Origin of the sequence: Allorhizobium sonneratiae, from assembly GCF_023700755.1 — a bacterium.
Lineage (GTDB): Bacteria > Pseudomonadota > Alphaproteobacteria > Rhizobiales > Rhizobiaceae > Allorhizobium > Allorhizobium sonneratiae.
The window spans coordinates 1-24,642 of sequence record NZ_JAMKOJ010000007.1; the positions used below are offsets into that span (position 1 = coordinate 1).

At 57.9% G+C, this 24,642-nt stretch carries 12 protein-coding genes; 2 read left to right on the forward strand and 10 right to left on the reverse strand.

Translation table 11 applies throughout. From position 1 onward, the window contains the following. From NAC44_RS13355 to NAC44_RS13395, 9 genes are all read right to left on the reverse strand, one after another. Window positions 1–817: MCP four helix bundle domain-containing protein (locus tag NAC44_RS13355; protein WP_250941513.1), on the reverse strand; the 817-nt coding region annotated here is incomplete at its 3' end. Between the two features lie 39 nt (window positions 818–856). Beyond that, window positions 857–1,384, reverse strand: coding sequence for a chemotaxis protein CheW (locus NAC44_RS13360; protein ID WP_250941516.1), 528 nt, complete (start codon window positions 1,382–1,384; stop codon window positions 857–859). Then, window positions 1,381–3,414 (reverse strand): chemotaxis protein CheA, encoded by a 2,034-nt coding sequence (locus NAC44_RS13365; protein WP_250941518.1) that lies wholly within the window; start codon window positions 3,412–3,414, stop codon window positions 1,381–1,383. Before NAC44_RS13365 ends, NAC44_RS13360 begins: the two co-directional genes overlap by 4 nt. Beyond that, complete coding sequence (locus NAC44_RS13370; RefSeq protein WP_250941520.1) at window positions 3,411–3,779, reverse strand: response regulator; 369 nt, start codon at window positions 3,777–3,779, stop codon at window positions 3,411–3,413. Before NAC44_RS13370 ends, NAC44_RS13365 begins: the two co-directional genes overlap by 4 nt. Next, complete coding sequence (locus tag NAC44_RS13375) at window positions 3,776–4,105, reverse strand: STAS domain-containing protein (RefSeq protein WP_250941522.1); 330 nt, start codon at window positions 4,103–4,105, stop codon at window positions 3,776–3,778. Before NAC44_RS13375 ends, NAC44_RS13370 begins: the two co-directional genes overlap by 4 nt. Further along, the gene (locus NAC44_RS13380) at window positions 4,105–5,241 is read right to left on the reverse strand and encodes an HD domain-containing phosphohydrolase (RefSeq protein WP_250941524.1); all 1,137 of its coding nucleotides are present in this window, start codon (window positions 5,239–5,241) and stop codon (window positions 4,105–4,107) included. Before NAC44_RS13380 ends, NAC44_RS13375 begins: the two co-directional genes overlap by 1 nt. Window positions 5,242–5,958: 717 nt before the next feature. Further along, a complete protein-coding gene (locus NAC44_RS13385; protein ID WP_250941527.1) occupies window positions 5,959–7,629 on the reverse strand; it encodes a chemotaxis protein in 1,671 nt (556 codons plus the stop codon). A 189-nt stretch (window positions 7,630–7,818) separates the two neighbouring features. Continuing rightward, window positions 7,819–11,277 (reverse strand): pyruvate carboxylase, encoded by a 3,459-nt coding sequence (gene pyc, locus NAC44_RS13390; protein ID WP_250941529.1) that lies wholly within the window; start codon window positions 11,275–11,277, stop codon window positions 7,819–7,821. Window positions 11,278–11,473: 196 nt separating this feature from the next. Further along, window positions 11,474–12,214 (reverse strand): LuxR family transcriptional regulator, encoded by a 741-nt coding sequence (locus NAC44_RS13395; RefSeq protein WP_250941877.1) that lies wholly within the window; start codon window positions 12,212–12,214, stop codon window positions 11,474–11,476. 575 nt (window positions 12,215–12,789) lie between these two features. Between NAC44_RS13395 and NAC44_RS13400 the strand changes: the two genes are divergently transcribed. Next, window positions 12,790–14,544, forward strand: coding sequence for a glucan ABC transporter ATP-binding protein/ permease (locus NAC44_RS13400; RefSeq protein WP_250941532.1), 1,755 nt, complete (start codon window positions 12,790–12,792; stop codon window positions 14,542–14,544). Between the two features lie 49 nt (window positions 14,545–14,593). Here NAC44_RS13400 and NAC44_RS13405 read toward each other — a convergent pair whose 3' ends face one another. After that, window positions 14,594–15,730 carry a M20 aminoacylase family protein gene (locus tag NAC44_RS13405; protein WP_250941879.1) on the reverse strand — a complete coding sequence of 379 codons (1,137 nt, stop codon included), beginning with the start codon at window positions 15,728–15,730 and terminating at the stop codon, window positions 14,594–14,596. Window positions 15,731–16,137: 407 nt separating this feature from the next. On the opposite strand from NAC44_RS13405, the gene NAC44_RS13410 reads away from it, so the two are divergent. After that, the gene (locus NAC44_RS13410; protein ID WP_250941534.1) at window positions 16,138–24,630 is read left to right on the forward strand and encodes a glycoside hydrolase family 94 protein; all 8,493 of its coding nucleotides are present in this window, start codon (window positions 16,138–16,140) and stop codon (window positions 24,628–24,630) included. The last annotated feature ends 12 nt before the right edge of the window (window positions 24,631–24,642 follow it).

The following is a 24,642-nucleotide window of genomic DNA, read 5'->3' on the forward strand; positions in this document are numbered from 1 at the left end:
CCTGTTCCGAAGCAGACGACAATTGCTGGCTGCCGGAGGAGACATAATCAGAGGCGGTCAGGGCGTCACCCGCTACGCCGCGAAGACGCTCGATCATTGAATTGACGAAACCAAGCAACTCACCAATTTCGTCCCGGGTCTTGATCTCGGCAAATTCGGTCAGATCGCCCTCAGAGACCTTCCGGACGCTTGAGACGGCGCTATGGATACCCTTGCTGATGCTCATGACGATCCAGAGGGCGGCAATGATCGAGATGACTGCCGCGCCAGCGGCGAGGCTGACCAGAATCAGGCGCGTATGAGCATATTCGACATCTGTTGCAACATCAGCAGCCTTGAGCCTGCCCTGTTCCAATGCGGTAATCTGGGCCAGCAGTTCATCCATGCCAGCAATCACCTTGCGATTGTCGCCATTTGATATCTTCAGGGCGGCGGCGGTGTTTCCAGCCTGCACATAGGCCTGGATCGCATCATCCTGTTTGCGGAACTCCTGTGACAGCGCTGACAGTTTATTCCAGGTGGCTTCTCCTTCTTCCGTCGCTTTTGACAGGACCGTTGAGAAAGCTTTATCGTATGCGGAACGCGCCTGATTGATCTGGTCGAGAGCAGTCTTGGTTTCTTCCGGGGTCTGCGCCAGGAGCAGGTTTTTCTGCTGTCTGATCTGCTGCAGTTCTTCGATCTTGAGTTCTTGCGTCAGTTGCAGGCGGGAGACGGGACCGTCCAGCATTTCGCTCAGGATAGTATTCATTGTCGATACACTTGAAATACCAAGCATTGCCGTGATCCCGAGCAACAGGATCAAAAACATAAAGGTCATTGCCAGTTTCAGTTTGATCGTGAAACGCATTTTTCTATCTCAATTGTTGGAAAGGCCAGAGCTGGAAACGCCGCCCCGTTCTTGTGTCAGTGAAAATATTGCCATGAGATTGGGAAGGATAATGAATTGTCCGTCCCGCTTCACAAGGCATTCAATATAATCCGCACGCCAGCGCATACCGACGCTTGGAGGGGGTTCGCTGGCATGGCGCGGCAGGGTTGTTACCTCGAACACTCTGTCTGTTCTGATGCCGACAAGTGTTGCTTCGCCTTCGATGTCGAGTTCAAGAACGATGATGCGGCTGTCGATGGTCGGTTCGCGGACCTCCATGCCGAAAGCAAGCCGGATGTCGGCGAGCGGAATGACCTTGCCGCGAAAATTGATCACACTCGAGACATAGGGCTTGGCGCCAGGCACCTTGGTCTCCGGCAGAAGATCGAGGATCTCCTGCACGTTTATCGCCTCGATGGCAAAGGTTTCGCCATTGAGGTTGAAGGTCAGAACGGCCAGTTCGTCGTGACCTTTCCAGAGGGTTTGAAAATCGCGTTTTCCTGCCTGTACGTTCATCCTGCCACCCGCAATTGCGCCTCCTGGTTCTGCCCGACACTGACGAGATGGGTTACATCCAGAATCAGCGCGACGCTGCCATCGCCGAGAATGGTCGCGCCGGAGAAGGTCACGACATCATGATGCAGCTTGGACATGGATTTGATCACTGTCTGATGATCGCCGATGATCTGATCGACCACGAGACCAATTCGTTCGTCACCGGTCGAGATGACCACCACTTTCTGATAGGGATCGGGCTCGGTGCCGGTCTGGAAGAGATCACGCAGTCTGAGGAACGGCACGAGGCTGTCACGCAGCGAGATGAAGCTGCGTCCGCGTGAGCGCAGATCGTCTTCCAGCGACAGTTCAAGGCATTCCTCGACCGCCGCGAGCGGGATGACGTAGCAGCCGGCTCCAACTCGGACCAGAAGCCCGTCGATGATCGCCAGCGTCAAAGGAATGCGCAGGGCAATCTCCGAACCGCGACCCTCTTCGCTGCGGATATCGATGATGCCGCGCAGCGCCTCGACGGTTTTCTTGACCACATCCATGCCGACGCCGCGTCCCGACAGATTGGTGATCTGGCTGGCCGTCGAAAAACCGGGCTGGAAAATCAGCTGCAGCAGTTCCTGATCGGTCAATTGTGCGCCCGGCTGGATCAGACCGGAGGATTCGGCCTTGGCGCGGACACGGTCCCGGTTGATACCGCGCCCGTCGTCCTTGATGGTGATGACCACCTCCCCGCCAGCCTGACGGGCTGACAGAATAACTTTCCCTGTGGGGCTCTTGCCGTTTGCATGGCGCTCGTCCGGCGGTTCCAGGCCGTGGTCGATGGAATTGCGCACCAGATGGACCAGCGGATCGGCAAGGCGCTCGATCACGGTCTTGTCCACCTCGGTGGTTTCGCCTTCGGTTTCCAGTTCGATCATCTTGCCGGTTTCACGGGCAAGATCGTGGACCAGGCGGCGGAAGCGGGCAAACAGGCTGCCGACCGGCACCATGCGCAGGACCATCATCGTATCCCGCAGCTCTCCGGATAGCCGTTCGACGTCTTCGGAGACGGCCCGCAGCATGATATCGGCGCTTGAGCCGGCAAGCTGCGACAGGCGTGACTGGGCAATGACCAGTTCACCCACCCGATCCATCAGTTCATCGAGCCTTTCGGCCGGAACCTTGACGTTTTCCGCAGTTTTGGCGTGTTTTCCATCTGTCGCCCCGGTGCTGGCCGGTTGCTGTGCCGCAGCGACCGGTGCTGCCGGTTTGGCTGGAGCGTCAGCACGCGTTTCGGCGGGCGCTGCCGCTTCGATGGTCCTGGTGTCGGTTTGGACCGCTTTTCCGCCGATTTCCTCAAGCACGAATTCCATATCGTCCATCACGAAGATGAAGACATCCTCGATGTCGGATTTCGGCTTGTCGGTGATCAGATTGACGGTCCAGCCGATGTAAAGATCGGTTGGAACCAGCGCTGCCAGATCGGGAAGGGACGCGCAGTTTGCCGCGACAGTGCAATCGCCCAGCTCACGCAGTTCATCGAGGAGACCCAGCGGATTGGTGCCGTTGACCATTGCGTTGGCGGGAAGGCGGAAATTCAGCCGGTAATGGGTGAGCCCGTTTTCCGGGGTGGCCTGTTTGGCAACCTGTGCGGGAGCGGGTGCAGACCCTGCCGTGCCCGCTTGTCCGCCGACGGCGGCGCGAAGCTTGTCCAGCAGATGTTCGCTCATGGCATCGTGGTCGCCATTCGGCTTGTCCACCAGCGCCTTCATATGATCCTGCGCTTCGAGAACGGCTGCCACAAGTTCTGCCGTGGCAGGCACTTCTCCTTTGCGAACCTTGTCGAAAGCGGTCTCGCAATGATGGGTAAAGGCAGCCAGCGCCTCGAAGCCGAACATGGCTCCGGAGCCCTTCAGCGTGTGCAGACCGCGGAAGACGGCATCAATCTGATCGTGATTGGACAGATCTTCAAGCAGATCGAGCAGTCCGCTCTCGATCTGTTCGAACAGTTCGGCCGCTTCGGTGCGGAATACCTGGATAGGGTCCAACTGGCTCATTTGCCAAGCACCTTTCGGGCGATCTTGACCAACTGGTCGGCATTGAAGGGTTTGGTGATCCAGCCGGTGGCACCTGCTGCCTTGGCCCGGTTCTTCATGTCCGCATCCGATTCGGTGGTGAGGAAGATGATCGGTATGCCCATATGCGCCGGTGATTTGCGCAGGGCCTCGATCATTGCCAGACCATTCATGTTCGGCATATTGAGATCGGTGACGATCAGATCGAAACGACCGGATTTGGCCTTGTTCAAGCCATCGAGCCCATCCACGGCTTCGGTCACCTGATAGCCTGCTCCGGTCAGGGCGATCTTGGTTGTCATTCTGATGCTGGCGGAATCATCCACGGTCAGAATATGGGCGCTCATTGATTTTGCCTTTCATGTAACCAGAAGGTGCGAGAATTGGGGTCCATATCGGTCAGGAAGCCGCCGCGTTCGAGCAGATCTCGCAACTGCTGCGAGGCGGGCCTTACCAGGGAAATCTGTTTTCCTTCCATCTCGGCGGTGATCCGCGCGGCCTCGATGAGTTGAAGGAAGCTCAAATCGACTTCACCCACCTCCGGTACAGAGATCTCAAGATGCTGAACCTCATTCAGGGCCGACATGACTTGTTCGTGAATCTCGGTGATCGTTCGAATGGTCAGGATTGGATCCAGTTCGAGACGGTGTGCATTAACGTCATCTTTGCTCATCAGTATCGACCCCCTACTGTCTGCAAGGAAGAAGCTGTCTGGTTGAGTTCATGGGGTGCAAGCGGTGGAACCTTGTCCATGATCAGGTTGTCTGTCTGTTCCTGACCGGACATGATCTTGACGACCTGCGGCCAGAGCCGTTCGAAGACGTCAACACAGGCGGGATCGAAATGCCGACCCTTTTCGTTGTGGACATGCTTGCGTGCTTTTTCCAGTGTCCAGGCTGGTTTGTAAGGGCGCTCCGCGCACAAGGCATCGAAGACATCGGCCAAGGCCACGATGCGGGCCTCAAGTGGAATGCTGTTGCCCTTGAGGCCGTACGGATAACCGCTGCCATCCCATTTTTCATGATGACCGCCAGCGATGCGTTCTGCCACCTGCAGCAGATCAGACTGGCCGTTTTCCAGAATACGCACGCCGATTTCGACATGCTGGCGCATGATGCCAAGCTCTTCTTCCGTCAGGCTGCCCGGCTTTGAGAGTATATGGTCTGGAATGCCGATCTTGCCCACATCATGCAAAGGCGTGGCCAGATAGATCATGCGGCACAATGGCTCGGAAAGGCCCATTTCACGCGCCATCAACATGGCGATTCGGGCGACGCGCGACACATGGTCTCCAGTATTGCCGTCGCGATATTCAATCGCGCGGGCCAGACGCCAGATGATTTCTTCTTCGCTTTTTGCAAGTGCTGCCGTTTTGATGTTGACGGCTTCGATCAGATCGTCCGCCCGCTGGGCAAGCTCCACCTGCGATTTTCTCAGGTTGAGAAGATTGCGCACACGAACATTGAGCTCAAGTGATTCCACCGGTTTCGTCAGAAATTCCGTCACGCCGGCCTCAAGCGCGTTGAGGCGCACCGAGGTTTCCCGCATCGACGTGATCATGATGATCGGCACAAGATCATAGCCTGACATGGCGCGCAGGATAGTGACCACGTCGATGCCGTTCAATTTCGGCATGTTATAGTCAACGAGGACCATGTCATATTGCCGATTCTGACAGGCGTTTATGGCTTGTTGCGGATCGAGAAAACTGTCAACGACAAGGTCAGGAACTTTTTCAAGTTCCTGACCAAGCGCTACCAGGATCGATCTGCTGTCATCTATCAAAACCGCATGCAAAGGAAGCTCCATTGCAATTCTGGAATGCGCACACGTCGGAGGGTTCCGCACGGAAGCCCGATGCAGAACTGCGCTTCAACAAGCGTATTCAATTTTCACGAACATGAGAAAACCGGTCCGCATCATGCGGCGGGTAGTCTGGAGACTGCTTTTGGCAGTCTGAAATCTTTCAATCCCGCTAAAGTCTCACGCTGTGGCGTTAAGATTGCCCTAACATCATTACCCAGAAACATTAGTTTTTTCTTTATGGCTAATGATATTTCAGTCGGAATGAACGAATTGTTTTCCAGTCACCGTTATTGCCAGTTTGTATATCTTTTTTATTAATGAATATAATAAAAAATCACAGGTCAAAAATCATCTTCGCTTATAAGCTGCATTTTTAAAACGGATTATAGGATGGCTGATACGTTTCGGCAGTTAAAATGATAAAATTTTCGATATTTTGTGTCAGATGAGTTTTATCATAATAGCCTGGAACAATTTAATTCCAAAAAAAGTCAAATTTTGCTAAATAATGAATATGAGATTCAATTTCTAATAGAATAAGTTCATTTTTATTGGTCAGTTCGTACTGTTCAGTGTTTCGCAGAAACGCCGAAAATCTTTAACTCATTGTTTTCACGCATTTCCGGACGGAAAACCGTTTCACACTTTTCTCGGGATACAGCATAATTCCTTCAATCGGAATCGATTGAAGGAATTATGCTGTCGTCGACAGGAGATGCTTTAAAACAGGGCCGCAGCAAAGAGATCGTCGTCTTCATCGGTCTGGTTTAACTGGGGTGTTCCGACCTCTTGAGTCACATCCACCGGCAGGAACTTTTGATGGATATCCCTTTCCTGCTGCATGGTGTAGATGGCGTATATACGTTCGCTCAAAGATTGAGCGCTGAGAGCCAGATCTAGCACGGTTGCAGGCAGCGGCTGCATTTTCGTTCTTGCTATGCGCAGGCACTCTTCCAGAACCCCGCCAAGAGCGGTTTCGAAATCGAGTTTGCGAACGGTTTCAGTGATACGGCTGAACACCAGGTCGCCTTCGCGGTTGAAGTCTGCCAGCCCCTTGTCCATGTCGGCTGCCACGGCACGAATCGCATTGAGCGCAGCATTCAGCGGTTCATCGATATGGTCGATATCGTCACTGTCATCATTGGCGAGAAAGGAAGATGCCTCCTCGACGTGCCGCATATCATTGACGATGTTGTCCGCGGGGGCTTCCAGCTTGGCGGCGAAACTGCGCAATTCGCCACTGACCACATTCACCGAACGCCCGGCGTCGCCAAGGCGCGAGCAGCGCAGGTTTGAATTGAGTGCCATATAGTGAATATCGGTTTTGATGGCCCGTATGATTTCTATACCGGCCTGCAGAGACTGCGCAGAGTGAGTGACGGATGCCACCATGGAATCCGATTCCTGGCTGCGCTCCTGCACCCGTTTCGATAGCTCGCAGGCATGGCTGATATCGTGAGCCATGCGATGCAGCAGGCTGGTGTCGTCATTGCCGCCGGACTGGTTGAGATCGTCGCGCAGATGCAGGATATGGGCAGCCTCACTGGTGAAGCTGGCCATATTGGCGGTGATCGATCCGCATTGGGTGCGAAAATCATTCAACGTTTCTTCAAGCTGCGCGTGGCCGAGATGAAGCACGATCTGGCGCAGGTCGGCGGCAAGGGATGCATCGGGCAGTCCACCTGCATCCAGAAACTCGTTCAGGTGCACAAAGCCGCTTTGAATATGCTCGATGCGCTGACGCGTGATATCACCGATCTGCAGGGCGGACAGAACCGTACCGATCTTGGACTGGACGGTCCTGGTTACGGCTTTGACCTCGTTGGCGGTCCGCGCCATGGTCTGATGCTGTTTTGCCAGTTGCTCAGAGCTTTCCTGCAGGGAGCGGACGATGGCGGGAATTGTCGCGCTGAAATCGGCCAGAATGCCGTCGGAGAAAGACCGCACCGTATCGAGCTGTCCGCGCATGGTGGCCAGCTGATTGGCGAAACGGTCGATTTCTGTTGCACCTGACTGGATGCGCTCGCGGATTTCATCGGCGAAACCGGAAAACTCGGCAAGACCCGCCCCTGTTATCTTCACCGTAACGGCAAAGGTTTTCAGATAGCGAATGATCTCCAGCATTTCCTGCACATGGGCGGCGGTCGAATCGCAGAGATCGGAAATCTGAGTGAAACTTGACTGACGCGCTGCGGCCCTTTCTGGCAGAGCCGCCAGATCCGAGATGGTGCGTCGCAGTTCAGCGACTGTCTGCGTTGTCGTCTCGCCATCGAGAATACCCGTCAGGCGGTCGAGATTATCCGCCAGACCGTTTAATATCTCCATGACCGACACGAGAAGAGCTCCGCCATCGAGAAAGACTTTCTCGATGCGAGAATGAGCTGCGGTCAATTTCTGTTCAAATTCGGATCGGTCAGAGCCACGCTGGACCGAATAGGATGCTAAGGGCACGGAAAACCTCGTTTGAACGCTTTTTTGTGTCTTAGCATCAATTAAACAACGACAGGTAAATGCTGCGTTACATTTTGTCGAAACATTTATCCGTTGTCATTCCCTTTCGGGCTCAGCGCAGCCTCTCTCTTATGTTTCGTAGAGCACCAACATATCCTTGGCGTCGATCTGATCGCCGGGTTTGACGGCAATCTCCTTGATCGTGCCGTCTTTTTCGGCGTGAAGGGCGGTTTCCATCTTCATCGCCTCGATGGAGAGCAGCACATCACCGGCCTTGACGCTCTGTCCTGCGGCAACGAAGACCCGTGAAATCACGCCAGGCATCGGCGCGCCGATCTGGGCTGGATTGCCTGCTTCGGCCTTACGGCGGGCAAGACTGGATGCCGTACGGCTGCGGTCCGGCACCTTGATGCGGCGCGGCTGGCCATTCAGCTCGAAGAACACGGTGACCAGACCCTGCTGATCCGGTGCGCTCATCGCCTGATTGACGACCACCAATGTCTTGCCCTTTTCGATTTCGGCAAACAGTTCCTCGCCATCGGCCATGCCATAGAAATAGGCCGGTGTCGGCAGAACCGAAACCGGGCCATAGGTGTCGGTGGCCAGGGCAAAATCGGTAAAGACCTTGGGATACATCAGATAGGAGGCAAATTCATTGTCATTGACGGCGCGACCGATCTTGCTTTCGATGGCCTTGCGCTCGGCATTGAGATCGGCCTCCTTCAGCAGCGAGCCTGGCCGCACACTATAGGCTTGTTCACCTTTCAGTGCCTTTTTCTGAAGCGCTTGTGGCCAGCCACCGGGCGGCTGGCCAAGATCGCCACGCAGCATCGAGACGACCGACTCCGGGAAGGCAATGTCTTTGGCCGGATTTTCGACATCGGCGACGGTCAGATCCTGTGCCACCATCATCAGTGCCATATCGCCGACAACCTTGGACGAGGGAGTGACCTTGACGATGTCGCCGAACATGCGGTTGGCCTCCGCATAGGCCTTGGCCACCTCATGCCAGCGGCTTTCCAGCCCGAGCGAGCGGGCCTGTTCCTTCAGATTGGTGAACTGGCCGCCCGGCATTTCATGCAGATAGACTTCCGAGGCCGGGCCCTTCAGATCGCTTTCAAAGGCGGCATATTGCGCCCTGACGGCTTCCCAATAGAAGGAGATGCGGCGGATCCATTCCGGATCGAGCCCCGGATCGCGTTCCGTGCCGGAGAGCGCTTCGACGATGGAGCCGAGGCAGGGCTGCGACGTATTGCCGGAAAAGGCATCCATGGCTGCATCCACGGCGTCGACACCGGCATCCACGGCCGCCAGAATGGTGGCGGCGGCAATGCCCGATGTGTCATGGGTGTGGAAGTGGATGGGCAGATCGGTTGCCTCCCGCAGCGCCGTAAACAGCAGTTTGGCGGCAGAGGGTTTCAGCAGACCCGCCATATCCTTGACGGCAATGATATGCGCGCCGGCCTTTTCCAGTTCGCTGGCCAGAGCGGTGTAATATTTCAGGTCGTATTTCGGCCGGGCGCTGTTCAGCAGATCGCCGGTATAGCAGATGGCGGCTTCGCAGAGCTTGTTTTCCTCCTGCACGGCATCCATGGAGACGCGCATGTTCTCCACCCAGTTCAGGCAGTCGAAGACACGGAAAAGATCGATCCCGCCTTTGGCCGCCTGTCTGACGAAATATTTCACCACATTGTCAGGATAGTTGGTGTAGCCGACACCATTTGCCCCACGCAGCAACATTTGCAGCAGGATATTGGGCGCGGCCTCACGGATCAGCGCCAGCCGTTCCCAGGGGTCTTCCGTCAGAAAGCGCATGGAGACGTCAAAGGTTGCTCCACCCCAGCATTCCAGAGAGAACAGATTGGGCAATGCTTTGGCATAGACCGGCGCGATCTGCGCCATGTCATGGGTGCGCATCCGGGTGGCCAGCAGTGACTGGTGACCGTCGCGCATGGTGGTGTCGGTGATCAGCACGCGCTTTTCATCGCGCATCCAGCGGGCAAAGCCTTTCGGTCCGAGTGCTTCCAGTTTTTGCCTGGTTCCGTCCGGCACCTCCCTCTCGATATAGGGAAGAACCGGCTTTGCGGCCTTTTGTGACGGTTTGGGCCGACCTTTCACTTCCGGGTGGCCGTTCACCGAGACATCGGCCAGATAGGTCAGAAGCTTGGTGGCGCGGTCCTGACGTTTGACCTGGGCGAAAAGCTCGGGCGTCGTATCGATGAAACGGGTGGTGTAGCTGTTGTCGCGGAATTTCTGGTGGCCGATGATCGCTTCGAGAAAGGTCAGATTGGTGGCGACGCCGCGGATGCGAAACTCGCGCAGCGCCCGGTCCATGCGGCTGATTGCCTCCTGCGGCGTGGTGCCGGAGGCCGTGACCTTGACCAGCAGCGGATCGTAATAGCGGGTAATGATTGCGCCGGTATAGGCGGTGCCGCCATCGAGCCGGATGCCGAAGCCCGCCGCCGAACGATAGGCGGTGATGCGGCCGTAATCAGGAATGAAGTTCTGTTCCGGATCTTCCGTGGTGATGCGGCATTGCAGCGCGTGCCCGTTGAGGCGAATGTTCTCCTGGTTCGGCACGCCCGATTCCGGCGTGCCGATGGCTGCGCCTTCGAGAATATGGATCTGCGCCTTGACGATATCGATGCCGGTGACGACTTCGGTGACGGTATGTTCCACCTGAATGCGCGGATTGACCTCGATGAAGTAGAATTTGCCGCTATCGGCATCCATCAGATATTCGACCGTGCCGGCGCCGATATAATTGGTCGCGGACGCGATTTTCAGCGAATAACCGGCCAGTTCCTGGCGCTGCGCTTCGCTGAGATAGGGGGCCGGGGCGCGTTCGACCACTTTCTGGTTGCGGCGTTGGATCGAGCAGTCGCGCTCGAAAAGATGGACGACATTGCCATGAGTGTCGCCGAGGATCTGGCTTTCGACGTGGCGGGCATTTTCCACCAGCTTTTCGAGATAGACTTCATCCTTGCCGAAGGCGGCCTTTGCCTCGCGCTTGGCTTCGGTCACTTCCCGTTCGAGATCTCCGGCGGAGCGAATGACGCGCATGCCGCGTCCGCCCCCGCCCCAGGACGCTTTCAGCATCAGCGGGTATCCGATCTCTTCGGCCATTGTCGCAATGGCTGCCATGTCTTCGGGCAGGGGATCGGTGGCAGGCACCACCGGCACACCGACAGAGACGGCCAGATTGCGCGCGGCGACCTTGTTGCCGAGCTGGCGCATGGTCTCAGCCGTCGGACCGATGAAGATCAGACCTGCCTCATTGCAGGCCTCGACGAATTCAGGGCTTTCCGATAGCAGGCCATAACCGGGATGGATGGCATCGGCGCCAGAGAGCTTTGCGACACGAATGATTTCCGGGATGGAAAGATAGCTCTCGATCGGCCCCAGATCGCGCGGCAGATGCGGGCCGCGCCCGACCTGATAGCTTTCATCCGCCTTGAACCGGTGCAGGGAAAGCTTATCCTCCTCAGCCCAGATAGCGACGGTTTTGATGCCAAGCTCATTGGCAGCGCGAAAGACGCGAATGGCGATTTCGGAGCGATTGGCAACAAGAATTTTGGAAATGGACACGGATCGGGCTCTCCTCATCATCAACTGTTTTTGCAGTTGCTCACAAAGAGATTAGCCAGCCTTATTTCCAATGGCAATTGCTCATGTGCATCCTTCGATCCGGCCATGATGTCTGTGTCCTGTTGAGGACGCCAGAACACATCAGGCAGTGGGGTCTGTTGTCTGCAGATGGCAAAAGACGGACAGGGAGCCCTGCTTAGCGGATGAGACCCAGTCTGAAGGCAAGAGCAACCATGTGTTGTCTGTTGCGTGCTGTCAGCTTGTCCTGCAACTCATTCACATACCAGTCGACGGTGTGGTTGGAAATTTCCAGCAGCTTGCTCATCTCGTTCGAGGTCATGCCTTCACCGAGGTAATGAAGAATTTCCATCTCCCGCTTGGTCAGCCTGACCTCGACCTTTTCAACGGGGCTGAAAAGATCCGCATGGCCCGACAGTTCGACCAGTCGCCAGAAGGCTGAACGGACCGCTGCGTCAAGCATGGTCAGGTCGAGTGGACTGAGATCGACGGCATGTCCGCTGACGGTCATGTTGCCCAGCAGACCGCCGCGACCGTAAAGCGGAAAGACATAGCCGTCTTCAAGGCCGAATTTCTGTGCATCGCCCATCATGCGCTGCATCCGCTTGTATTGCGGATCGTCCTTGAAGGCTGACAGCGTATCGCTCCAGCGATAGGGGCGCTGGGCCTGCGACAGATAGCGTACGGTCGGGTCTATCAGGCCGAATTTCTTGTTGAGGTAAAGCTGGGACCATTTGTCCGGCCAGCGTTCCGCCATCACCTGCGGTATCGGCTCTTCATCGGGGCGTGGCGTTCGCACGATTCCGTAATATTCGAACCTGTAGGCATTCAAAAGCTTTTCCAGTTCAAGCAGCAGCTCTTCACGGGTTCTGAGGCTTGCGGATACGACAATGAACTGAATGATATGATTGACGGTCAAAATGGCCCCCACGAATCCTTTGAAAAATACATGCTTGAAACCCCTTGGCAAATAAAGCACGTTCACAACCAGAATGAGAAGGAATGCGTGCTTATCCACTCGTTAATGTTTTTGTATTTGATCTTTTTCAAGAAAAGCAGACCCATGCGCGTTTCAGTCATCCCATACCATCGTCGCCTTTGTACAGGCAACGTTCAGCTTGCAAGGTTTATCCTCACGATCAACGCTCCTTGTGAAGGTTGTTTCGTCATGGTTATGCCATGGTTAAGGGGCGAAAGCTAAGCAGGATTTGTGAGGTCTGGCTACTGATTTCTGGTTAAAAATCCTGTTCGAACAATGATATATGAGAAGGCATTGTGTCTGGTCAGGCAATGTCAGCCATGATGGCCCCATTTTCGGGGGCGCCATGACGCAAATGCGCCGGGTCAGAAAACGGGAGCCAGTTTACCGCTCATGCCCGATGAAACAATAAAACACAGGGTATCGTGCCGGTTTTGGCTGGGTTCACGATGTTTTGAGGTGCCGATATCGGGTTTCCGATCCGGATATGCTTGCCGCAAGGAGTAACTGTCGCCATGTCCCTATTGCAGATTTACTGGCGCGCATTGCAATATCTCAGCGCTTACCGGCTGAAAGTCACTGTTGTAGTGCTGGCCAACATCACGCTGGCGGTGATTACTATTGCCGAGCCGGTGTTGTTCGGCTGGATCATCGACGCTATTTCGGCGAAGAAGCCGGTGACGAATATACTCTTGATGTGGGGCGGGTTCGGCATCTTCAATACGGTGGCTTTCGTGCTGGTGGCGCGTGAGGCGGACAGGCTGGCCCATGGCCGGCGCGCCAGCCTTTTGACGGAAGCCTTCGGGCGGATCATTTCGATGCCTCTGTCCTGGCACCATCAGCGCGGTACGTCCCATGCGCTGCATACGCTTTTACGGGCCAGCGAGACGCTGTTCGGACTCTGGCTGGAATTCATGCGCACCCATCTTGCCACCATCGTGGCACTGGCGCTGCTCATTCCAACCGCCATGTCGATGGACCTGCGTCTGACGGCGGTGCTGCTCGTGCTTGGCATCATTTATTATATCATCGGCAAGACGGTGATGGAAAAAACCAAGGATGGTCAGGCCTCGGTGGAAAGCCACTACCACACGGTCTTTTCCCATGTCAGCGACACGATCAGCAATGTGTCCGTCATTCACAGCTACAACCGCATTCAGTCCGAAACCGCAGCTTTGAAACAATTCGCCTCCGATCTTTTATCGGCGCAATATCCGGTTCTCGACTGGTGGGCGATTGCCAGCGGCCTGAACCGGATCGCTTCGACCGCCTCCATGCTGATCATTCTGGTCATTGGCACCATGCTGGTGCAGGCGGGCGAACTGAAGGTGGGCGATGTCATCGCCTTTATCGGTTTTGCCAATCTGCTGATTGCCCGTCTCGACCAGATGCGGCAGTTCTCCAGCCAGATTTTCGAGGCCCGCGCCAAGCTTGAGGATTTTTATGTCCTCGAAGACTCTGTCAAGGAGCGGGACGAGCCGGTGGGGGCGCAGGAACTGGAGCATGTGCGCGGCGATGTCGAATTCCGCCATGTCTGCTTCGATTTTGCCAACACCACGCAAGGGGTCAAGGACGTTTCCTTCAAGGTCAAGGCTGGTCAGACCATCGCCATTGTCGGACCGACCGGGGCGGGCAAGACCACGCTGATCAATCTTTTGCAGCGGGTGCATGAGCCGCAGCAGGGTGAAATCCTCATCGATGGCGTGGATATCGCCCATGTGACGCGTCATTCGCTGCGTCATTCGATTGCCACCGTGTTTCAGGATGCGGGCATTCTCAACCGCTCGATTGCCGACAATATCCGGCTCGGCAAGGATGCGGCCAGCGATGAGGATGTGAAGAAAGCCGCGGAAGCCGCTGCCGCTACCGATTTCATCGAAAGCAGGCTCAACGGTTTCGATACCCATGTCGGCGAACGTGGCAACCGGCTTTCCGGTGGCGAGCGCCAGCGCATCGCCATTGCGCGCGCGATTTTGAAAGATGCGCCGATCCTCGTCTTGGACGAAGCCACCAGCGCATTGGACGTGGAAACCGAAGAGCGGGTGAAGGAGGCCATCGACCGGCTGCGTCAGAACCGCACCACATTCATCATCGCGCACCGGCTTTCCACCGTGCGTGAGGCTGATCTGGTGTTGTTCCTCGATCATGGCCGCATTGTCGAAATGGGCGGTTATGAGGAATTGCGTTCCATGGGAGGGCGGTTTGCCGCCCTCCTGCACACCAGCGGCTTGCTCAAGGACGATGAGAAGGTGGCGGTGAACGCCCGGTAAGCAGCCGGTTCAGTAGAAGAAAAAGAGGCCTTGTCGGCCTCTTTTTCTATCAGGCTTTCAGAAAATCCTCGGCAAGTTCGACCCAGAAGGCCACCCCGGTCGGGATGACGTCATCGTTGAAGTCATAGCGGGGGTGATGCAGCGGTGGATCGTTTTCAGTCCGGGCGGTGCCGAGGAAGAAATAGGTTCCAGGCCGCTTTTCCAGCATATAGGCGAAATCCTCGCTGCCCATGGTGGGGCGCGGCATGTCATGCACCTTGTCGTCGCCGGCAAAACGGCAGGCAAGAGCGCGCGCATAAGCGGTTTCTCTCGCATGGTTCACCGTTGCCGGATAGCCGCGTTCATACTCGATCTCGACCGTCATGCCATAGCTTTGCGCCTGACACTCGGCGATGGCGCGGATGCGGGTTTCAAGCGTATCGCGCACGGCAGGATCGAGCGAGCGGATGGTCAAAAGCATCTCGGCCCGTTCGGGAATGACATTGCTGGCAGCGCCGGCATGAAAGGCGCCAATGGTGACAACAGCGGAGTCGAGCGGGTGGATGTTGCGGGAGACGACGGTTTGCAGGGCCATGACGATGCTGGCGCCGGCAACGACCGGGTCGGCGGTGGCCTGTGGTTCTGCACCATGACCGCCGCGGCCGATCACGGTGATGCGGCATTCATCGACTGCCGCCATGACCGGCCCCGCGCCGAAGACGAAATGGCCGAGCGGAATCGAGGGTTCGTTATGCAGGCCGAAAACGGCATCGCAGGGAAAACGGTCGAACAAACCATCCTCGATCATCAGCCGTGCGCCACCGAAATTTTCCTCCGCAGGCTGAAAGATCAGATGGATCGTGCCATCGAAATTGCGCCGTTCGGCCAGAATGTTCGCCGCCCCCAAAAGCATGGCGGTATGGCCATCATGACCGCAGGCATGCATCAGACCCGCGGTTTTGCTGGCGTAATCGGCACCGGTTTCCTCATGGATGGGCAGGGCGTCGAAATCGGCGCGGATGCCGATGGACTTTGCTGATGAGCCGTTTCTGAGGGTTGCGACAAGGCCGGTCTTTGCCAGCCCGCGTGTTACCGTATAGCCCATCTCCGCAAGCTTTTTTGCCACGAAATCCGAGGTATGGATTTCAGAAAGGCCAAGTTCAGGATGCTGATGCAGATAGCGCCGCATGGCGACGACATCCGGCATATCGTTAGGAATGTGAACGGTCATGACACTCTTGCCGGTTTTGCCCGGATAAGGCAGCCAATGAAGATGGCCAATAGAAATGGTGAGCACCGATTCTTGCATTTGTTCAGCTTGGGTTCAAGCAGAAGAAGCCATTTTGTCAGGCTGATAAAACGTGACAGGGAAAAGTGGAGACGGCCTCATGAAGCAAAGCTATGGTCATGATGACAGGCTGGGATCGGACATGATGATCTTCATCATCCTGTCCCTGTGCGGGGTCGTGTTACGCCCTATCTTACCGTCCAGGAGCCTTGCGTGAGGCGACACGCCTGATTGTTACATACACCCTATAATGGTCCGTTAAGCAAAATCCGCTTTAAGGATCGTTGCAGGAAATCCACTCTTGCCTTGAACAGATTTAAGAGATCATGTCCCAAACCACGACGCCGCATCAAGCGCCCCGCGACATCGACCATAACGATGCCATCCGCGCCCCCTATCTCACCATCGATGAATTGCGTGACAAGGCGAAGGCGCTGGCAAGCGAGGTTTCAGGTACGCTGCCGGGCTTTTTCGATTTCGAATTTTTTGCCCGTCACAAGGAAAATGAGCGGGAAATCCTGCGCGTTTACCGCACAACGGCGGTGGATGTTGAAGCCGGGGCGACAATCACGCCCGCCGCCGAATGGCTGCTCGACAATCACTATATCATCGAAGAGGCCATTCAGGAGGTCCGGCGCGATTTTCCGCGGCGCTTCTACAAGCAGCTGGTGATGACGAAGGTCGGCGACCGGATCATTCCCCGCGTTCTGGCGCTGGCCTGGCTTTATGTGGCGCATACCCATTCGACCGTCACCCGCGACGGGTTGACGGCGCTGGCGGAAGGCTATCAGAGCGAAACACCGCTGCAGATCGGTGAGCTTTGGGCTCTGCCCTCCATGGTGCGCTATGTGCTGGTCGAAAATCTGCGGCGGATTTCCACCCGCGTCGAGCAGTCGCGCCAGATGCGCCGAAAGGCCAATGCCGCCGCCGACGAGGTGATCCGCCTGACCGATGAGGCGGCCTGCCGCGACTATCTGGCGACGCTGGAGCCGCTGGCCGACGACAATACCTTCGCCACGCAGTTCCTTTACCGGTTGCGCAACGGCTCGCAGACCTCGGCTCTGGCTGTCGAATGGCTGGAAAAGCGGCTGGAACTGAACGGACGCACGCCCGAAGAGGCGATGGCCGCCGAACATAACCGGCTGTCTTCCGGCAATGTCACCATGGGCAGCATCATCAAGGGGCTGCGCACCATTGACGACACCGAATGGTCTGTCTGGGTTGAAGAGGTCAGCCATGTCGACAAGATCTTGCGCACGCACAGCGATTACGAGGCGCTGGATTTCGGTTCGCGCAACAGCTATCGCACCACCATTGAAAAACTGGCACAGCGATCGGAAAAGACCGAGCTGGACATTGCCCAGACCGCAGTCGATCTGGCGGTTTCTGCGGCAACCGAGTCTGGCGGGGACAGCGATGCGCCCTCCAATGTCGGTAGTTTTCTGGCTGGTGACCGGCGCCAGGAGCTGGAACGCGCCGTCGGTTACCGGGTGCCGATCCACACCGCGCTGACGCGTGCTTTCAAGCGGCTGCACTGGCTGGCGATTGCCCTTCCGGTTCTGGCGCTGACGGCGCTGGCGCTGGCGCTGGTTGCCTGGTATCTGTCCTATGCCGGTCTTTCCCTGCCGCTGATCGTTGTTCTGGTGGCGCTGTTTGCGCTACCGGCCTCGGAAGGGGCGACGGGACTTTTCAACACGCTCGCCACCTATATGATGAAACCGGCCCGTCTGGTCGGCTATGAATTCAAGGAGGGCATTCCGGCGCAGGCGCGCACCCTCGTTGCGGTTCCCTGCCTGATTTCCAAGCGCGACCATGTCGATGAACTTGTGCGCAATCTTGAGGTCCATTATCTGACCAATCCGCGCGGCGAGGTCTATTTCGCCCTGCTCAGCGACTGGCCGGACGCCAAGACCGAAGAGAGCGAAGCCGATCTCGAAGTGCTGGAATATGCCAAGCGCGAAATTGCCGCCCTCAATACCCGCTATCGTGATGCCGGCAGAACGCCTTTCTATCTGCTGCATCGCCGCCGCCTGTTCAATCCGCAGGAAGATTGCTGGATGGGCTGGGAGCGCAAGCGCGGCAAGCTGCACGAGCTGAACCTTCTGTTGCGCGGCGACAAGGACACTTCCTATCTGCCGGGCGCCAATACGGTGCCGGAGGGTGTGCAATATGTTATGACGCTTGATGCCGATACCAGGCTGATGCGCGATGCTGTCACCAAGCTGGTCGGCAAGATGTATCATCCGATCAACCGGTCGGTGCATGATGCGAAAACGGGCCGCGTCATCAGCGGTTACGGCATTCTCCAGCCGCGTGTGACGCCCTCGCTAACCACGGGCAAGGACGCCTCTGTGTTCCAGCGGGTGTTTTCGACCAATCGCGGCCTTGATCCTTATGTTTTCACTGTCTCCGACGTCTATCAGGACATTACCGGCGAAGGCAGCTTCACCGGCAAGGGGCTTTATCACGTCGATGCCTTCGAGACGGCGATCAAGGGTAGGATCGATGAAAACACCATCCTCAGCCACGACCTGCTGGAAGGCTCGTTTGCCCGCTGCGCGCTGGTGACCGATGTCGAGCTGGTCGAGGATTTCCCCATTCGCTACGAGGTGGAAATCTCGCGCCAGCATCGCTGGGCCCGTGGCGACTGGCAGCTCATTCCCTATATTCTCGATCCCGGTCGCGGCATTACCGCGCTGGGGCGCTGGAAAATGGTCGACAATCTGCGCCGGTCGCTGACCCCGATCGCCTGGTTTGCCGCCTCGATCATCGGCTGGTTCGCCATGGACCCGCTCGACACGCTGATCTGGCAATTGCTGCTGATCTTCAGCCTCTTCGTTGCCCCGACCATTTCGCTGATCAATGCGCTGGTGCCGCGCCAGACCGATATCGTGCCCGCGGCACATTTCCAGTCGCTGCTGAATGACATGAAGGGCGCCAATGCCCAGGTTGCGCTTCGCATTGTCTTCATCGCCGACATGGCCTGCATGATGGCCGATGCGATCATCCGCTCGATCTACCGCATGACGGTGAGCCGCAAGCTCTTGCTCGAATGGCGCACGGCAGCCTCGATCCAGTCGGTGGCGCAGGGCAGCATTCTCACCTATTACAAGACCATGCGCTATGCGCCGGTGCTGGCGATTGCCGCTTTCGCGCTCGCCTGGGGCGAGGCGGGTTATAGTGCGCTGGTTGGTCTGCCGTTCACGCTGATGTGGGCGCTGTCGCCGCTGGTTGCCTGGTATGTCAGCCAGTCTGCCGAGACCGAAGATCGTCTTGAAGTGCCGGACGAGACCAAGGTGGAACTGCGCCGCATTGCGCGCCGCACCTGGCGCTATTACGAAACCTTCGCCAATGCCGGCGAACATTATCTGCCGCCGGACAATTTTCAGGAAACGCCGGAGCCGATCGTGGCGCGGCGTACCTCGCCGACCAATATCGGTGTCTTCCTGCTCTCCATCGTCTCGGCGCGGCATTTTGGCTGGCTGAGCTTCGAGCAGACCATCGAAAAGCTCGAACAGACCATCGGCACGGTGGAACGGATGGACAAATTCCGCGGCCATCTGTTCAACTGGTATCATACCGACACGTTGAAGCCGCTCGGCAACCGCTATATTTCGGCGGTCGACAGCGGCAACCTTGCCGGTCACCTGATCGCCGTCTCCTCTGCCTGCCGTCACTGGGCGGAGGCGCCTTCCGCCTATCTGCAGGGCAATCTCGACGGCATCGGCGATGTCGGCGGCATTCTGCTGGAAGCGCTGAAGGATCTGCCCGACGACCGCAAGATCGTCCGTCCGCTGCGCACACGGCTGATGGAGCGCATCACCGGCTTCCTCAATGCGCTTGAAACGGTCAAGCGCGAGCATGAATTCGCCTCGATCCAGGTGGCGGATCTGACGGTTCTGTCGCGCGACATTCAGAAGCTTGCGGCAAACCTGCATCATGAACTGCGCTCCGACAACAGCACCGACGTGTTGCGCTGGAGTGAATCGCTGGTGGCGGTCTGTGAGGCCCACAAGGCTGACAGCGGCTTCGATCTCTCCGATATCGAGCCGCTTCGCCTGCGGCTTGCCAGCCTGCGCGACCGGGCCCGCAGCCTCGCTTTCTCGATGGATTTCGCCTTCCTGTTCCGCAAGGAGCGGCGGCTTCTGTCCATCGGCTACCGGGTCGAAACGCTGGAACTGGACGAGGCCTGCTACGACCTTCTCGCGTCCGAAGCGCGTCTGACATCGCTGTTTGCCATTGCCAAGGGCGATCTGCCGACCGAGCATTGGTACAAGCTGGGCCGTCAGGTGGTGCCGATCGGCTCACGTGCGGCGCTTGTTTCGTGGTCCGGCTCGATGTTCGAATATCTGATGCCGCCGCTGGTCATGCAGGAGCGTCAGGGCGGGATTCTCAACCAGACCAACAATCTGATCGTCAAGGAGCAGATGAATCACGGCAAGCGGCTGAATATTCCCTGGGGGATTTCGGAAGCGGCCTTCAACGCCCGCGACCATGTTCTGGCCTATCAATATACCAATTTCGGCGTTCCGACGCTGGGTCTGAAACGCGGTCTTGGCCAGAATGCCGTCATCGCACCCTATGCCTCGATCCTCGCCAGCCAGTATGATCCGGAAGCAGCAGCCGACAATCTGCGCAAGCTGAGAGCGCTCGGCGCGCTGGGCCAGTATGGCTTCCATGATGCGGTGGATTTTACCCCGACCCGTGTGCCGAAGGGCAAGACCTGCGCGGTGGTCTACAACTATTATGCCCACCATCACGGCATGTCGATTGCGGCAATTGCCAATGTGACCTTCAACGGGCTCCTGCGTGAGCTTTTCCATGCCGATCCGGTGATCGAAGCGGCTGAGCTGCTGTTGCAGGAAAAGGCACCACGCGAAATTCCGGTGATGAGCGGCAAATACGAGCCATCCACCCCCGGCAAGGGGCAGGCCGATCTGCTGCGGCCTGAAATCCGCATGATCAGCGAGCCGCTGGCCAAGGACCGCGAACTGGTCCTGCTTTCCAACGGTCATTATTCGGTGATGCTGACGGCAACCGGCACCGGCTTTTCGCGCTGGAACGGGCTGACCGTTGCCCGTTTCAAGCCTGACCCGACCGAGGATCGTTCCGGCACCTTCATCTTCCTGCGCGATACAGCAAGCGGCGAATGGTGGTCGGCAACGGCTGCCCCCCGGCGTGCAGCCGAGGAAAAGAGCCGCGTCGTCTTCAGCGACGACAAGGCCGAATTCACCAAGACGGTCGGCACGTTGACCTCGACGGTCGAATGCGTGGTTGCCACCGAGCATGATGCCGAAGGCCGCCGCGTGACCCTGCTCAATACCGGCACGGAAGACCGCTTCATCGAAGTGACGTCCTATATGGAGCCGGTGCTGTCGAGCGACGATTCCGACATTGCCCATCCGGCCTTCTCGCGCATGTTCATCAAGACCGAGCTTGGCCGCCGCGGCGATGTGATCCGGGTGGAGCGCAAGAAGCGTTCGCCGAGCGATCCGGATATCTGCGTGGCGCATCTGGTGTCCGACGATTCCGGCCAGAGCCGCACCACCGAGTTTGAAACCGACCGCTATCGCTTCATCGGTCGGGGCCGCACGCTTTCCGAGGCTGCCGCCTTCGATCCCGGCGCAACGCTTTCGGGCACTCAGGGTTATACGCTGGACCCGATTGCTTCGCTGCGCCGCAGCGTGCGCGTTCCGGCAGGCAAGAAGGTGACGCTGGTTTACTGGACCATCGCCGCTCCCAGCCGTCAGGAAGTCGATGCAGCGATCGAGCGCTATCGCCATGCCGATGCCTTCAATCATGAAATGCTGCATGCCTGGACCAGAACCCAGGTCGAGATGCGCCATATCGGCATCACCTCGCAGCAGGCAGCCGCCTTCCAGCATCTGGGACGCTATCTGATCTATCCCGACATGCATCTGCGTGCCGATCCGGAAACGGTGCGCGCCGGTCTTGCCTCGCAATCGACGCTCTGGCCGAATTCAATCTCGGGCGATTATCCGATCTTTGCCCTGCGCATCAATGACGAGATGGATGCGGAGGTGGTCAAGGAGGCGCTTTCTGCTCAGGATTACCTGATGCGCCATGGTGTCGTGACCGATCTGGTCATTTTGAACGAGCGGGCCGCATCCTACGCCCAGGATATGCAGCATGCGCTGGAGCAACTGGCCGAAAGCATGCGCTCCAAGCAGGCGGAAGGCGGCCAGAGCCATGTCTTTACCGTGCGCCGCGATCTGATGGACGAAAGCGGCTGGAATGCGGTGCTGGCCGCTGCCCGTGTCGTCTTCCATGCCAAGAACGGCAAGATCACCGATCAGGTCAAGCATGCCATTGAACTCTTTGCCGCCACGCGCGGAGCCGACGCCGTCGATACCGACTGGTATCCGCCGGTGCCGGTCATGGCCGGGCGCGAGACCCGTCCCGAGATTGTGGTGGACGGCTCCGATCTCGATTTCTGGAACGGTTACGGCGGTTTCAGCGCCGACGGTTCGGAATATGTCGTGCGGCTTTCCCCCGGTCAGGCAACGCCGCATCCGTGGATCAATGTCATCGCCAACGATACGTTCGGTTTCCACGTCTCGGCGGAAGGGGCTGGCTTCAGCTGGAGCACCAATTCGCGTGACTATCAGCTGACCCCCTGGTCCAACGACCCGGTTGCCAACCGCAGCGGTGAGACCTTCTATGTCGCCGATCTCGAAAGCGGCGAGGTTGTCTCGCCGATTGCCTCGGCCAGCCATCGTGACGATGCCGCCTTTGAAGCACGTCACGGCATTGGTTACAGCCGCTTCTCGACCGAAGCGGTCGGCCTCAAGCTCGAACTGGCGATGACGGTCGATCAGGCCGAGCCGGTGCGTTACACCGCGCTCACCATCCGCAACACAGGCGACACGCCACGGCGTCTGCGCAGCTACGGCTATGTCGAATGGCTGCTCGGCATCAATCCGATCCGCACAACCCCCTTCATTCTGACGTCGCGGGATGAGGAAAGCGGCGCACTCTTCGCCTCCAACCCCTACAGCATCGACTATTCCGGTCGCGTTGCCTTCTTCACCGCGATCGAGCCGATGAGTGGCTTTGCCTCCAGCCGTCGCGAATTCATCGGACGGCACGGCTCGCTGAAAATGCCGCAGGCGGTGTTCAAGGCCTCGCCCCTTTCCGGCTCTATCGATCCGGAAGGCGATGCCTGCTCGGCATTGGCGGTCGATATCGAACTTCAGCCCGGTGAAGAAAAGACCATCACCTTCCTGATGGGCGATGCCGAAACGGCGGATCAGGCACGTTCTGTACTCGCCAAAGCCAAGGCCAAGGGCTTTGCCACGGCGCTTGACGAGGCAAAACGCTTCTGGGGCGATGTCACCGGCCGGATCAAGGTCAAGACCGGCGACAAGTCGTTTGACAATCTCGTCAATCACTGGCTGCCTTATCAGACGCTCGGCTGCCGCATCAAGGCGCGCGTCGCTTTCTATCAGGCCTCGGGCGCCTATGGGTTCCGCGACCAGTTGCAGGATAGCCTTGCCTTCCTCACCACCGAACCGGCGCTGGCCCGCCGCCAGATCCTGACGGCTGCCTCGCGCCAGTTCAAGGAAGGCGATGTGCAGCATTGGTGGCTGCCTAAGACCGGTGCCGGTATCCGCAGCACCATTTCTGACGATGTGGTGTGGCTTGCCTATGCGATCCACGCCTATATCGAGGCAACGGGTGAGGCGGCGCTGCTCGACGATGAGGTTGCCTTCCTCGACGGGCCGACACTGGCGATTGGCCGTCACGACGCCTTCTTCAAGCCGGAGGTTTCGACGGAAAAAGCCTCGCTTTACGAACATGCCGCCCGCGCGCTCGACCTTGCCGTCAGCCGCACCGGCACCAACGGCCTGCCGCTGATCCTCGGCGGCGACTGGAATGACGGCATGAACCGGGTGGGCGTTGCCGGTCGCGGCGAAAGCGTCTGGCTCGGCTGGTTTCTGGCGCATGGCCTCACCGTCTTTGCCCCTTATGCCGAGGCACGCGGCGATCAGGCAAGGGCCGAACGTTGGCGCGAGCGGCTGAAGAGCCTGAAAGCGGCGCTGGAAAAGGCGGGCTGGGACGGTGAACATTATCGTCGTGGCTATTTCGACGAGGGCGATCCGCTCGGCTCCGACCTGTCGGATGAGTGCAAGATCGACGCCATTGCCCAGTCCTGGTCGGTTCTCTCCGGCTTCGGCGATCCCGAACGCCAGCAGAAGGCGATGGATGCGGTGATGAAACGGCTGGTGGATGAGGAGAACGGCATTGTCCGCCTGTTCACCCCCGCCTTTGAAAACAGCCGTTTCGATCCGGGCTATATCGGCTCCTACCCGCCGGGCGTGCGCGAAAATGGCGGTCAATATACCCATGCCGCGATCTGGACAGGGCTTGCCTTTGCCAAGCTTGGCCGCACGGAAGAGGCCTGGAAGGTCTTCTCCATGCTCAATCCGGTGCATCATGCCGAAAGCCGCGAGGAAGCGGAGCGCTACCGCGTCGAGCCTTATATCGTCACCGCCGATGTCTATGGCGGGCCGGGCTATGAAGGTCGCGGCGGCTGGAGCTGGTATACCGGCTCCGGCGGCTGGCTCTATCGCTTTGCGCTGGAAGGCATCCTCGGCATTCACCGTCAGGGCGAAGCGCTGGCGCTACGTCCCAATCTGCCTGAAAAGCTCGATCGGTATGAGGCGGAGGTCACGATTTCCGGCAAGACGGTTGCGCTTGATGTCAGCCGCAAGGCCGATGGCTCAGGCTATGAGGTGACGGCTGATGGTAAAGCCGTTGCTGCCTCGGGCGACAGTTTTGTCGTGACGCTCGGGTGATGGACAATTCAG

Bases quoted from the DNA above. Each gene is read 5' to 3' on its own strand.
- NAC44_RS13360 (WP_250941516.1), bottom strand. From the start codon at position 1,384: ATGAACGTACAGGCAGGAAAACGCGATTTTCAAACCCTCTGGAAAGGT.
- NAC44_RS13365 (WP_250941518.1), bottom strand. From the start codon at position 3,414: ATGAGCCAGTTGGACCCTATCCAGGTATTCCGCACCGAAGCGGCCGAA.
- NAC44_RS13370 (WP_250941520.1), bottom strand. From the start codon at position 3,779: ATGAGCGCCCATATTCTGACCGTGGATGATTCCGCCAGCATCAGAATG.
- NAC44_RS13375 (WP_250941522.1), bottom strand. From the start codon at position 4,105: ATGAGCAAAGATGACGTTAATGCACACCGTCTCGAACTGGATCCAATC.
- NAC44_RS13380 (WP_250941524.1), bottom strand. From the start codon at position 5,241: ATGGAGCTTCCTTTGCATGCGGTTTTGATAGATGACAGCAGATCGATC.
- NAC44_RS13400 (WP_250941532.1), top strand. From the start codon at position 12,790: ATGTCCCTATTGCAGATTTACTGGCGCGCATTGCAATATCTCAGCGCT.
- NAC44_RS13405 (WP_250941879.1), bottom strand. From the start codon at position 15,730: ATGCCGGATGTCGTCGCCATGCGGCGCTATCTGCATCAGCATCCTGAA.
- NAC44_RS13410 (WP_250941534.1), top strand. From the start codon at position 16,138: ATGTCCCAAACCACGACGCCGCATCAAGCGCCCCGCGACATCGACCAT.